The following is a 13,222-nucleotide window of genomic DNA, read 5'->3' as shown; positions in this document are numbered from 1 at the left end:
GGGGCTTCCCGTGGAGGACTCGATGATCCGTGTCACTAGCAGGTAAGTTGGTCCGCGATGACTGCAATACTGGCAGACCCCGTTTCAGAGGTAGTTGCCGCAGCCGAGAAGCTGCTCACCCGTCGCACAGGGGCACCCGTGACACTGGTGGATCCCGTGGATCTCGGCGGCAGTGGCCGCACCATCGTGCTCCGTGTGCGCGTGGCGGAGAATCCGTTCTCCCTTCCGCGGACGTTGGTGATCAAGCAGGTCCGTGAGGAGTCCGGTGTGTCCGGCGCGCGGGCCGTCGATCCCGACGATCTCGCCGGCGACAGCCGCAGCGCCTTCCTCCGGGAGGCCGTCTCGTACCAGTTCGCCACGGCGCTGGCGACGGATAGCCGCCCCGGAGCCGAACTGCTCGCATCCGACCTCGACGCCCGGCTCCTCGTGCTCAGCGACCTCGGGGACGCCACCCCGATCAGCGCCCTGCTCGAGCACTCCGACTCCGACACCGTCACCAACACCCTGATGGCCATGGCCCAGGCGCTCGGCCGCATGCACGCGGCCACCGTGGGCCGCGAGGAGGACTTCGCCGCGCTGCTGCGCCGCGCCGAGGTGGCGCACTGCGACGACACCGTGGCCGAGCAGGTGGAGCGTGCGGTGCCCGCCGTGCCCGGCCTGCTGTCCGAGACCCTCCGCGTCGACGTCTCGCCGGACCTGACCGATCAGGTGGCTCGTGCCGCGAAGCTGTTCGAGAGCGGCCGGTTCCGGGCGTTCAGCCCCTCCGACCTGTGCCCGGACAACATCATCGTCAACGACGAGGGGGTGCGGTTCCTCGACTACGAGTGGGGCGGCTTCCGCGACGCCATGCTCGACATCGCGTACGCGCTGGTGTCGTTCCCCGGCTGCCTGTGCAGCATCGAACTGTCCGAGGACCGGACGCAGGCGATGATCGAAGCCTGGCGCGCGGAGGTCGTGGGGATGTGGCCCGCGCTCGCCGACGACAACGTGCTCGCCGCCCGCATGGTCGAGGCGCAACTGATCTGGGTGTGGCTCAGCACCTACCTGTTCCTGCCGGAGAACCACACGCGCATCGCAGCCGTCCGCGAGCATCACCTGTCCGTGCCGCGGTCCGAGGCGCTGACCCAGCGCTGGGACAAGCTGGCCCGTTCGGCGGATCACGCCGGGAACACGGTGGTCGCCCACCACGCCCGCGTCATCGCCGACAAGATCCGGGGACTGTCCGTCGGCTGACCCGCGGTCCGGCCGAACTGGGTCGGACGCTGCGGTTCCAGTAGCGTCGAACTTGTGAGCGATCTTTTCGGTTCGGATGTCGGCGAGGACGAGTCGGCGGGCCTGTTCGAGACGGCGCCGCCCGACGAGGCGGCGGCCCCGCGATCGGTTCCCGGTCCGGTGTCGGTCGACCACCACGCGCCGCTGGCCGTACGCATGCGTCCCCGCACGCTCGGCGAGGTGGTCGGGCAGCAGCATCTCCTGGGCCCCGGCGCGCCGCTGCGGCGCCTCGTGGAGGGGTCGGGGGCCGCGTCCGTCCTCCTGTACGGGCCGCCCGGTACCGGCAAGACAACGCTGGCGTCGCTGATCTCGGGGGCCACCGGCCGCCGCTTCGAGGCACTGTCCGCGCTGTCCGCCGGGGTGAAGGAAGTCCGCGGCGTCATCGAACTGGCACGCCGCCGCCTCCTCGCGGGCGAGCAGACGGTGCTGTTCATCGACGAGGTGCACCGCTTCTCCAAGACCCAGCAGGACGCCCTGCTGGCGGCGGTGGAGAACCGGATAGTGCTGCTCGTGGCCGCCACCACCGAGAACCCCTCGTTCTCCGTGGTGTCCCCGCTGCTGTCCCGCTCGCTCGTCCTGCAACTGCAGTCGCTGACGGCGGACGACATCGAGAACCTCCTGGAGCGGGCGCGCACCGACGAGCGGGGTCTCGGCGGGGAGATCGAGATCGCGGGTGACGCGATGGATCATCTGGTGCGCCTCGCGGCCGGCGACGCCCGGCGGGCGCTCACCGCGCTCGAGGCGGCGGCGGGCGCTGCACTCGATCAGGCCGGTGACGCAGATCGTCCGGTGCTGCTGGACCTCGCGACGGTGGAGGCGAGCGTCGACAAGGCGGCCGTCCGCTACGACCGCGACGGCGATCAGCACTACGACGTGATCAGCGCCTTCATCAAGTCGATCCGTGGTTCGGACGTCGACGCCGCCCTGCACTATCTGGCGCGGATGCTGACGGCGGGCGAGGACCCCCGCTTCATCGCGAGGCGGCTGGTGGTCCATGCCAGCGAGGACATCGGGATGGCCGACCCCACCGCATTGCAGACCGCGACCGCCGCCGCGCAGGCGGTGCAGCTGATCGGGATGCCCGAGGCCCGCCTGGCCCTCGCGCAGGCCACGATCCACCTCGCGACCGCTCCGAAGTCGGGCGCGGTCATCGCCGCGCTCGGAGCCGCGATGGCAGATGTCGCGGCCGGAAACGCCGGACTCGTCCCGCCGCATCTGCGCGACGGCCACTACGCGGGGGCGGCGAAGCTCGGCAACGCCGTCGGCTACCGCTATCCCCACGATCATCCCGACGGGGTACTGGCGCAGCAGTATCCGCCGGATGAGCTGGTCGGTGTCGACTACTACCAGCCCACCACTCACGGCGGTGAGCGGGACATCGCGGGGCGCGTGGACAAATTGCGCGCCATCGTCCGCGGCACGAACCGTCAGGGTGGCCGGTTAAGCTGAATGTTGCCGAACCGCCGGGGTGTGCCCGGCTGCCCGGCGACCGCACCCCAGCGGCTGGACCCCCGTTCGACCCCGTAGTTCGACCCATCGTTGCCCTCGAGACAGACAATAAGGATCACTGACGTGCAGACCCACGAGATTCGCCGGCGCTTCCTCGACCATTTCGTCAAGGCAGGCCACACCGAGGTACCCAGCGCCTCGCTGATTCTCGACGATCCGAACCTGCTGTTCGTCAATGCCGGGATGGTGCAGTTCGTGCCGTTCTTCCTCGGCCAGCAGACGCCGCCGTATCCGAGGGCGACCAGTGTCCAGAAGTGTGTGCGCACCCTCGACATCGAGAATGTGGGCATCACCACACGGCACAACACGTTCTTCCAGATGGCCGGCAACTTCTCGTTCGGCGACTACTTCAAGCGCGATGCGATCAAGCATGCGTGGTCGCTGCTGACCTCGAGCGTCGACGACGGGGGTTACGGCTTCGATCCCGAGCGCATCTGGGTGACGGTCTACCTCGACGACGACGAGGCCCGCGACATCTGGCGCGACGAGGTCGGCGTTCCGGAGACGCGGATCCAGCGCCGAGGCATGGCCGACAACTACTGGTCCATGGGCATCCCCGGCCCCTGCGGCCCGTGCTCGGAGATCTACTACGACCGCGGCCCCGAATACGGCAAGGAAGGCGGCCCGGAGGCCGACGAGGACCGCTACATCGAGATCTGGAATCTCGTGTTCATGCAGAACGAGCGTGGTCTCGGCATCAGCAAGGACAACTTCGAGATCCTCGGCCCGCTGCCGAAGCAGAACATCGACACCGGCATGGGCGTCGAACGCGTCGCGTTCCTGCTCCAGGGCGTCGACAACGTGTACGAGACCGACCTCGTGCGCCCGGTCATCGCGAAGGCCGAGGAACTGTCGGGCCGCAAGTACGGCGCCGTCCACGACGACGACGTGCGCTTCCGCGTGATCGCCGATCACGCGCGCACCGCCGCGATGCTCATCGCCGACGGCGTGAACCCCGGCAACGACGGGCGCGGCTACGTCCTGCGCCGTCTGCTGCGGCGCATCGTCCGGTCCGCGAAGCTGCTCGGCGCCGACAAGCCCAGCATGCGTGAGTTCATTACCGTCGTCCGCGACACGATGGCGCCTTCGTACCCCGTCCTCGACACCGACTTCGGCCGCATCGAGACGGTCGCGGTGGGGGAGGAGACCGCGTTCCTCAAGACCCTCACGTCCGGCTCGAAGCTGTTCGAAGGCGCCGCCGAGTCGGTGAAGGCGTCCGGCAAGTCGACGATCGGCGGCGACCAGGCGTTCGCGCTCCACGACACGTACGGCTTCCCGATCGACCTCACCCTGGAGATGGCGGCCGAGGCGGGCCTGACCGTCGACGAGGAGGGCTTCCGCACGCTGATGGCCGAACAGCGGCAGCGCGCGAAGGACGACGCCCAGGCCCGTAAGCACGCGCACGCCGACCTCACCGTTTACAAGGAGCTCCTCGACCGCGGACCCACCGAGTTCACCGGATTCCACGAATTGGTCTCCGAGGCACACGTTCTCGCGCTGATCTCGCAGGGGCAACGGGTCCCCGTCGCGACGGCGGGCCAGGACGTCGAGGTCATCCTCGACCGGAGCCCCCTGTACGCGGAGGCGGGTGGACAGATCGCCGACCTCGGTACCCTCACCGGCCCGGGTCTGCGGGTGAAGGTCAACGACGTCCAGAAGATCGCCAAGAAGCTGTGGGTTCACAAGGTGACCGTGCAGGAGGGCCAGATCACCGAGGGTGACGTCGTGCTCGCGCAGGTCGACGCCGCGTGGCGCAAGGGTGCCACCCAGGGGCACTCCGGCACGCACATGGTGCACGCCGCGCTGCGACAGGTGCTCGGCCCCAACGCGGTTCAGGCCGGCTCGCTGAACAAGCCGGGCTACCTGCGTTTCGACTTCTCCTGGCAGGGCGCGCTGACGGAAGCGCAGAAGCAGGACATCGAGGTCGTCGCGAACGAGGCGGTGGCCGCCGACTACTCGGTGAACACGTTCGTCACCGACCTCGACAAGGCGAAGTCGATGGGCGCGATGGCGCTGTTCGGCGAGAACTACGGCGACGAGGTGCGGGTCGTCGAGATCGGCGGACCGTTCTCGATGGAGCTGTGTGGTGGAACTCACGTGGGCAGCTCCTCTCAGATCGGCAACGTCACGCTGCTCGGTGAGCAGTCCGTCGGTTCCGGCGTGCGCCGCGTCGAGGCCTACGTCGGTCTCGATTCGTACCGCTACCTGGCCAAGGAACGCGCGCTCCTCGCGGGTCTGTCGTCGTCGCTGAAGGTGCCCTCGGAAGAAGTGCCTGCCCGCGTCGAGGCGCTGGTGGAGCGACTTCGGGTGGCGGAGAAGGAACTCGAGCAGACCCGCGCGCAGGCGGTTCTTGCCGCGGCGGGCACGTTCGTCGACAAGGCTCAGCGCGTCGGGCCGGTGCTGCTGGTCGCGGACTCCGCCCCGGCCGGTGTCGGCGGCAACGACCTGCGTGGGCTCGTCACGGACATCCGCGGCCGGTTCGGCACCCAGCCCGCCGTGGTCGTGCTGCTCGGCGACGTCGACGGCAAGGTTCCGTTCGTGGTGGCCGTGAACAAGGCGGCTCAGGAACTCGGCCTGGCGGCCGGCGACCTCGTGAAGGGATTCGGTCCGAAGATCGGCGGCCGCGGGGGTGGAAAGGCTGACATGGCACAGGGTTCCGGTTCGGACACCAGCGGAGTCGCGGCAGCCCTCGACGCTGTCCGGGGACAAGTGGCGGACAAGGTGGGGAGCCAGTAGCGGTGGATCACGCGGAACAGGGTCCGGATCGACCGGGAGCCGACGACCCTGGGCGTGGTCGGCGCATCGGCATCGATGTGGGCAGTGTCCGGATCGGCGTCGCGTCGAGCGACCCCGACGGGATCCTCGCCACCCCGGTGGAGACGGTGCCCCGGTCCAAGGAACGGGGACCCGACGCGCCGGATATCCGGCGCATTGCCGACATTGTCGAGGAATACGAGGCCGTGGAGGTTATCGTCGGTCTGCCGCAGACCTTGCGGGGTGAACGGGGGAAGGCCGCCTCGATCGCTACTGTGTTCGCGAAGCGATTGCGAAGGAAGGTCGACCCGATACCGGTGCGGATGGCGGACGAACGTCTGACGACCGTCACTGCCGCGCGGGCGCTTCGCGAGAGCGGTGTCAGTGCGAGGGGCCAGCGTCCTGTGATCGACCAGGCTGCGGCGGTGGCGATCTTGCAGGGATGGTTGGACGAGCGGAGCAGGTCGGTGAACGCAGGGGATTCAGGTGGGGACGTGCAGCTACCGGAGGGGGGCCAGTGAGCAATCATCGGCGACCCGCAGGTGAGCGACCCGAATTCCAGTACGTCCCCCGCCAACCCCGACGGCACCGCTACCTCGACGAGGACGACGACCAGGTCGACCACGCGCCGCCCCCCGAGGACGACGACGTCGTCACCACGGGCAGGCACGCGGTCGTGTACGACGACCGCGGCGTCGACGAACCCCACGCCGACTACGCAGAGCCGGTGTACGACGAGCCGGTGTACGAGCAGCCGGTGTACGACGAGCCGGTGTACGAGCAGCCGGTGTACGAGCAGCCGTTCGACCCCGAGCCTGTCTACGAGGACGGGTACGGTCCCCGCTCGTACGGCGACGCTCGCGCCTACCGCGAACCGGAAGTCGACGACCACGCGTACGTCGACGAGCCCGTATATGTCGACGAGCCGTACGAGTCCCACTCCTATCCCGACGACCGCCACGACGCACCGCGCCACGAGCCCGACGTCGCGTTCGCGGAGGCCGAGACGCAGATAATCTCGCCGATCCCCGAGGAGATCCCGCCGACGCGCGCCCACGCCCGCGCGCAGGCCCGCCGACGCAAACAGGCCACGGGACGGGCACGCCGAGGGAAGCTGTTCGGCGCCCTCGCGGCCGCGACGGTCCTGGTAGTGCTGGTCGGCATCGTGTTCGTCGGCGGCAAGATGTTCTTCGGCGGGTCCGACGCCCCTGCGGACTATGCGGGCCCGGGCGGTCCCGAAGTGGTCGTGCAGGTCCATCCGGGCGACACCGCGGAGGAGATCGCCTCCACCCTGGCGGGCCGGGACGTCGTCGCCAGCGGATCCGCCTTCTTCAACGCCGCAGTCCAGAGCAATGCGATGAACTCGGTGCAACCCGGTTTCTACAGCCTCTCGACCCAGATCCCGGCGGATGACGCCGTGCAGGAATTGGTCGACCCCACCTCCCGCGTCGGGCAGATGATCATCTCCGAGGGCAGGCAACTCCACGACACCACCGATGTGCAGACCGGGGCCAAGAAGAAGGGGATCTACACACTGATCTCCGAGGCCAGCTGCCTGGGTGACGCCGGCCAGGAGCAGTGCATCGGTTACGACGATCTCAACGCCGCCGGTGCGGGCGACCTGTCCACGCTCGGGGTGCCCGACTGGGCGAAGGACGCTGTCGCCGGCGTTCCGGACCGGGATCGTCAGCTCGAGGGGCTGATCGCCGCGGGCAGCTGGGATTTCGATCCGACCGCCGGTCCCGCCGCGATACTCCAGAAGCTGGTGACCGAGAGTTCCGCGAGCTACGAGAAGACCGGAATCCTCACCGCGGGCAACCAGGTCGGCCTCACGCCGTACAAGATGCTGATCGCGGCGTCCCTGGTGGAACGGGAGGCGATGCCGGACGACTTCTCGAAGGTCGCTCGCGTCATCCTGAACCGGCTCGCAGTCAACCAGGCGCTGCAGTTCGACTCGACGGTCAACTACGCGCTCGACACCACCGAACTCGCCACCACCGACGCCGACCGCGCACAGGTGACACCCTGGAACACGTACGCCAGCCCCGGTCTGCCTGCAACGCCGATCTCCTCGCCGAGTATCGGGGCGCTGCAGGCCGTCGAACAACCGGCGCCGGGCGACTGGATCTACTTCGTGACGGTTGATTCGAAGGGCACGACCCTGTTCACGAAGAGCTACGACGAACACCTGGCCAACATCGACCAGGCTCTGAACAACGGGATTCTCAACAGTGGACGATGAAGTGGTGACCGCACGCAAAGCTGCGGTGCTGGGCAGCCCGATCGCGCATTCGCGCTCGCCGCAACTGCACCTCGCGGCGTACCGGGCGCTCGGTCTCACCGAGTGGACGTACGACCGGATCGAGTGCGACGGGGACCGACTGCCCGGCCTGGTGTCCGGGCTCGGCCCGGAATGGGTCGGTCTGTCCGTCACGATGCCGGGCAAGATGGCCGCACTCGCGTTTGCGTCCGAGCGCACCGAACGGGCCGTCGCGATCGGCTCGGCGAACACCCTCGTCCGAATCGAGCGCGGCTGGCGTGCCGACTGCACCGATGTCGACGGGGTCAGCGGTGCGCTCACCGCAGGTGGTGTCGGAACCATCGCCGGCGCCGAGGCGGTCGTCGTCGGCGCGGGGGGAACGGCCAGACCCGCACTCGTGGCGCTCGCCGACATGGGCGTGAAATCCGTGACCGTGGTGGCACGCGACGCGGGTCGCGCGACAGGTGCACTGCGGTGCGCGGAATCGGTGGGGCTCGACGTCCGGTTGCTCGGCTTCGACAGCCCGGAACTCGGTGCCCGGTGCGCGGCGGCGTCCGCGCTCGTGAGCACCGTTCCGTCCGCCGCGATCACCGAGTACGCGAACATTCTCGGGCGGGCGCCGTTCGTGCTCGACGCGATCTACGACCCGTGGCCGACCCCGCTGGCCGCGGCCGTCGAGGCGGCCGGGGGCACCGTCGTCGGCGGTCTCTCGATGCTCCTGCACCAGGCGTTCGGGCAGGTCGAGCAGTTTACCGGTCGCCCGGCGCCGCGCGAGGCGATGGCGGCCGCGCTGGGCTAGTTGTCCACAGGCCGGACCGCCGTCCACAGGTCGATTTTCGTGCCAGGTCACGCTGATCGACGCAGTGATCCGGTCACGCATGCTGCTCGGTATGTGGTGGCTGATCGCGGCGAGTGTGGTGACAGGTGCGGGTGCGGGATGGACGGCCCGCCGGACGGCCGGCCTGTATGTGGGCACGGTGCGTCCGGGTTGGTGCGAGGCGGTGTGCGTCGTCGGCGTCGCCGCCACCGTCTGGGCGGGTTCCGCCGAATCCGCACCGTGGGTGCTGCCGTGTGCGCTCGCGTTCTGGTGGTGGTGTGTGAGTCTCGCCGCCACCGATCTTTGTGCGCGGAAGCTGCCGAACCTGCTGACACTGCCCGGATTCCTCGCGATCGTCGGGGTCGGTGCCGTGACCGGATCCGCGGCCGCAGCCGTGATCGGCGGGTTCCTGTTGGCGTCGGCGTATCTCGCCCTGTACCTCGGCGCACCCGGGGCGGTCGGTGCGGGTGATGTGAAACTCGCACTCGGAGTCGGCGCGGCCGCCGGCCTGGCCGGGGGAGAGGCCTGGGTGCTCGCAGCCGGGCTCGCGCCGGCGCTGACGGCGCTCGCGGGCTGCATCGTCCTCGCCGTCCGGCGCTCGCCGCCGCCGCTCCCGCACGGCCCCGCCATGTGTGCCGCGACACTGGTTGCGCTGTTCGCCGCGCACGTCACCTGAACGAGTCCGCGCCCGGCACACGGGTTGGGAGGACCACCGTCACTGCCGGGCGCGGCGACATGGAAGGATATTGGGCGTGCTGCGCTGGATAACTGCCGGAGAATCCCATGGTCCCGCCCTCGTCGCGATGCTCGAGGGGATGGTCGCGGGCGTCGAAGTGACGTCCGAGGACATCTCGACCCAACTCGCGCGACGCCGCCTCGGCTACGGCCGCGGTGCGCGGATGAAGTTCGAGGCCGACAAGGTCACCATCGTCGGTGGTGTGCGCCACGGGCGGACGCTCGGCGGACCGATCGCCGTCGAGGTGGGCAACACGGAGTGGCCCAAGTGGGAAACCATCATGTCCGCGGACCCGGTGGACGCCGAACTGCTCGCCGATCAGGCGCGGAATGCGCCGCTGACCCGCCCGCGCCCCGGTCACGCCGACTACTCGGGCATGCTCAAGTACGGATTCGACGACGCCCGCCCGGTTCTCGAACGCGCGAGTGCACGCGAGACCGCTGCCCGGGTCGCGGCCGCGACGTTCGCCCGGAGTTTCCTCCGCCAGGTGTTCGGCGTGGAGGTGCTGTCCCACGTGATCTCCATCGGCGCGTCAGACCCGTACGCCGGCCCCGAACCGACCGCTTCGGATCTGGCGTCGATCGACGCCAGCCCGGTACGCGCCTTCGACAAGGCCGCCGAGGAGTCGATGATCGCCGAGATCGAGGCAGCCAAGCGTGACGGCGACACCCTCGGCGGCGTCGTCGAGGTCGTCATCCACGGTCTCCCCGTGGGTCTCGGATCGTTCGTCAGCGGCGCGGACCGCCTCGACGCCCGTCTCGCGTCCGCCCTGATGGGCATCCAGGCCATCAAGGGTGTCGAGGTCGGCGACGGCTTCGAGACCGCGCGCCGTCGCGGCAGCCAGGCACACGACGAGATGCGTCCGGGCCCGGACGGAATCCTGCGTTCGACCAACCGCGCGGGCGGTCTCGAGGGCGGCATGACCAACGGGGAAGCGCTCCGCGTGCGGGCGGCGATGAAGCCGATCTCGACGGTCCCGCGCGCGCTGGCCACCGTCGACATGTCGACCGGTGAGGAAGCTGTGGCCATTCACCAGCGGTCCGACGTGTGCGCGGTGCCCGCCGCCGGTGTCGTGGCCGAGGCGATGGTGGCGTTGGTCGTCGCCCAGGCGGCGCTCGAGAAGTTCGGGGGCGACTCGGTTGCCGAGACGACCGCCAACTACGAGCGCTACGCGTCGGGCGTCGCAGCCCGGCTCGCGCGATGACCAGCCGGTCTGCCGTCGCATCGGGGCGGTGACGGATGATGGCACCGAAAGCCGTGCTCGTCGGCCCCCCGGGAGCGGGTAAGTCCACGATCGGGCGGCGCCTCGCGCAGGCCCTGGACCTTCCGTTGTTCGACACCGACGTGGCGGTCGAGGAAGAGGCGGGACGCACGATCGCCGAGATCTTCATCCAGGAAGGCGAACCCGCCTTCCGCGCCCTCGAGGAAGAGATCGTCCGGAAGGCCATCGAGAGCCACGAGGGGATCGTGTCGCTCGGCGGTGGATCCATCCTCTCCGAGCGCACCCGGGAATTGTTGAAGGGCCACACCGTGATCTATCTCGAGATCAGCGTGGCCGAGGGGCTCAAGCGCACAGGGACCAACACCGCGCGCCCCCTTCTCGCCGGTGGCGACCCCCGCCAGAAGTACACCGAGTTGATGCGCAAGCGCCGACCGCTGTATCGGCAGGTGGCGTCCATCCGGATACGCACGGACGGACGGAGTCCCGCCCGTGTGGTGCAGCAGCTGGTGGCGAAACTCGGCGAGTGATCGGCGACCCCGGCGGAACAGAGACGTCCGAGAATCTCGGACAAGACGGAGCGGAGCAGCAGACAGTGACCGAACCGGTACGCGTACAGGTGCAGACGGCGAACCCCTACCCGGTCATCATCGGGCGCGGATTGCTCGGCGAGCTGGTGGACGAACTCACCGGCACGAGGACGGTGGCGATCTTCCACCAGCCGCCGCTGGCCGAGACGGCGGAGGCGGTGCGCGCGGCGCTCGCCGAGAAGGGAATCGATGCGCACCGCATCGAGATTCCGGATGCGGAGGACGGCAAGGATCTGGCTGTGGCCGGCTTCTGCTGGGAGGTCCTCGGGCGGATCGGGCTGACCCGCAGCGACGCCGTGGTCAGTCTGGGCGGCGGCGCGGCCACCGACCTCGCCGGGTTCGTCGCGGCGACGTGGATGCGCGGTGTGCGCGTGATCCACGTGCCCACGACGTTGCTCGCGATGGTGGACGCGGCGGTCGGCGGCAAGACCGGCATCAACACCGAGGCCGGCAAGAACCTGGTGGGTTCGTTCCACGAGCCGTCGGCCGTGCTGATCGACCTGGCGACGCTCGAGACGGTGCCCCGCAACGAGATCGTCGCCGGGATGGCGGAGGTCGTGAAGACCGGCTTCATCGCCGACCCCGTGATCCTGGAGCTCATCGAGAAGGACCCCGAAGCCGCTCTGGACCCGACGGGAACCGTTCTGCCCGAACTGATCCGGCGATCCGTGGAGGTCAAGGCCAAGGTCGTGGCCGCCGATCTGCGCGAATCCGACCTGCGCGAGATCCTCAACTACGGGCACACGCTCGGGCACGCGATCGAGCGGCGTGAGCGCTACCGCTGGCGCCACGGTGCCGCGGTCGCCGTCGGCCTCGTGTTCGCGGCGGAGCTGGGGCGTCTCGCGGGACGCCTGGACGATGCGACGGCGGATCGGCACCGCACCATCCTGGAACTGGTGGGTCTGCCCACCACGTACGACGCGGACGCGTTCGGCCAGTTGGTCGAGGGGATGCAGGCCGACAAGAAGAACCGGGCGGGTGTCCTGCGGTTCGTCGTGCTCGACGGGCTCGCGAAGCCCGGACGGCTCGAGGGCCCGGACCCGTCTCTGCTCGTGGCCGCGTACTCCGCGGTGGCGCGCGAGGAGAAGCCGGGCACCGGCGGTGCCGTCCTGCTGTGACGTAGCGACACGGAGCAAGGACGCGGCGGTGTGAGCGAGTGCGCTCACACCGCCGCGTCGTCTGTCGGTGTGGTGAAGCCGAGGGCTGTTATTCGCCGCGGCGCTGGTCGTCGGTGGTGCGCTTCCCGAGGTCGACAGGATCCTGCCACGCGGTGTTCCCGCCCTGCGGCTGATCGAGGTCGGACGTGTCCTCGCGGTAGTTGTGCACCGGTTCGAACACCGCCGTGTCGGCGTCGGATCCGGCGTAGCCGGTGTCCGCGGTCTGCTCGTAGGCCTGGCCGGGGTAGTTCTGTCCGTAGCCCTCGTCGTCCGCGACGGCTGCGGCTGCGGTTCCCCCCGCTGCGGCTCCTGCGGCCGTTCCTCCGCCGTGCGCCGCCGGCTGACGCTCGCTGCGGTCCTTCTCCGTCTTCCTGGACTCGCGGCCGACGAAGAAGCGGCCGAGGAACACGGCGAGCATGGCAGGCACGAAGATCAGCAGGACCGTGAACGCGGCCCCGGACGTGATCTCGAAGAAGAACGAGTTCTGGGTGACGTTGAGGGACGGAATCAGGTTGGCCAGCCAGCTCCCCACACCCGCGACGATGCCGCCGAGCAGGGCCGCCTTCAGCCACAGCATCGTCAGGTCGGCGCCGTCCTCCGGCTCGGGGTTCCGGCGACGGTCCCGGATGCCGTCGATGCCGGCCCAGATCAGCGCCACGAACACGACGATCAGCAGTGCGAGCCATCTCAGAGCGGAACCCTGAAGGGGCCACTGTGTGATCGACACACCGAGGATCACACGAACGAAAACATGTATCAGGGCCATGCCGAGGCCGCGTACCACCCACGCATTCATGGGCACAGCGTAACGAGCGGGTTTTCACCCGTGTGGTCTAACCCACACGGACGCTCTCTGAAACCTGTTCTCGTCACCGCGGGTGCCGTCGATCCGCGCCCTCCGGGTGGTG

General features: G+C 69.3%; 11 protein-coding genes. 10 read left to right on the top strand and 1 reads right to left on the bottom strand.

Annotated features, from left to right (window positions below):
* Positions 1–57: 57 nt before the first annotated feature.
* The 10 genes from ACFWAY_RS34290 (at position 58) to aroB (ending at position 12,275) form a co-directional block, all read left to right on the top strand.
* Positions 58–1,233 (top strand): phosphotransferase family protein, encoded by a 1,176-nt coding sequence (locus tag ACFWAY_RS34290; RefSeq protein WP_378513673.1) that lies wholly within the window; start codon positions 58–60, stop codon positions 1,231–1,233.
* A gap of 54 nt (positions 1,234–1,287) precedes the next feature.
* Positions 1,288–2,721: a replication-associated recombination protein A gene (locus ACFWAY_RS34285; RefSeq protein ID WP_378452639.1), complete on the top strand. Its 1,434-nt coding sequence runs from the start codon at positions 1,288–1,290 to the stop codon at positions 2,719–2,721.
* Between the two features lie 123 nt (positions 2,722–2,844).
* The gene (gene alaS, locus ACFWAY_RS34280; RefSeq protein WP_378513672.1) at positions 2,845–5,517 is read left to right on the top strand and encodes an alanine--tRNA ligase; all 2,673 of its coding nucleotides are present in this window, start codon (positions 2,845–2,847) and stop codon (positions 5,515–5,517) included.
* 2 nt (positions 5,518–5,519) lie between these two features.
* Positions 5,520–6,056 (top strand): Holliday junction resolvase RuvX, encoded by a 537-nt coding sequence (ruvX, locus tag ACFWAY_RS34275; RefSeq protein WP_378452641.1) that lies wholly within the window; start codon positions 5,520–5,522, stop codon positions 6,054–6,056.
* The gene (locus tag ACFWAY_RS34270; RefSeq protein ID WP_378513671.1) at positions 6,053–7,777 is read left to right on the top strand and encodes an endolytic transglycosylase MltG; all 1,725 of its coding nucleotides are present in this window, start codon (positions 6,053–6,055) and stop codon (positions 7,775–7,777) included. Before ruvX ends, ACFWAY_RS34270 begins: the two co-directional genes overlap by 4 nt.
* Positions 7,767–8,594 carry a shikimate dehydrogenase gene (locus ACFWAY_RS34265; RefSeq protein WP_378452643.1) on the top strand — a complete coding sequence of 276 codons (828 nt, stop codon included), beginning with the start codon at positions 7,767–7,769 and terminating at the stop codon, positions 8,592–8,594. Before ACFWAY_RS34270 ends, ACFWAY_RS34265 begins: the two co-directional genes overlap by 11 nt.
* Positions 8,595–8,673: 79 nt before the next feature.
* Positions 8,674–9,288 (top strand): prepilin peptidase, encoded by a 615-nt coding sequence (locus ACFWAY_RS34260; RefSeq protein ID WP_378513670.1) that lies wholly within the window; start codon positions 8,674–8,676, stop codon positions 9,286–9,288.
* Between the two features lie 76 nt (positions 9,289–9,364).
* A complete protein-coding gene (gene aroC / locus ACFWAY_RS34255) occupies positions 9,365–10,552 on the top strand; it encodes a chorismate synthase (protein ID WP_378452645.1) in 1,188 nt (395 codons plus the stop codon).
* Between the two features lie 38 nt (positions 10,553–10,590).
* The gene (locus ACFWAY_RS34250; RefSeq protein ID WP_378513693.1) at positions 10,591–11,097 is read left to right on the top strand and encodes a shikimate kinase; all 507 of its coding nucleotides are present in this window, start codon (positions 10,591–10,593) and stop codon (positions 11,095–11,097) included.
* A 65-nt stretch (positions 11,098–11,162) separates the two neighbouring features.
* Complete coding sequence (gene aroB / locus ACFWAY_RS34245; protein WP_378513692.1) at positions 11,163–12,275, top strand: 3-dehydroquinate synthase; 1,113 nt, start codon at positions 11,163–11,165, stop codon at positions 12,273–12,275.
* Between the two features lie 88 nt (positions 12,276–12,363).
* On the opposite strand, the gene ACFWAY_RS34240 is transcribed toward aroB, so the two are convergent.
* Positions 12,364–13,110, bottom strand: coding sequence for a B-4DMT family transporter (locus ACFWAY_RS34240; RefSeq protein WP_378513669.1), 747 nt, complete (start codon positions 13,108–13,110; stop codon positions 12,364–12,366).
* Between the last annotated feature and the right edge of the window lie 112 nt (positions 13,111–13,222).

Origin of the sequence: Rhodococcus sp. NPDC059968 (assembly GCF_042738615.1) — a bacterium.
GTDB lineage: Bacteria > Actinomycetota > Actinomycetes > Mycobacteriales > Mycobacteriaceae > Rhodococcus_F.
The sequence above is the reverse complement of the archived record's forward strand: the minus strand, read 5'-3'. Positions and strand labels throughout refer to the sequence as shown.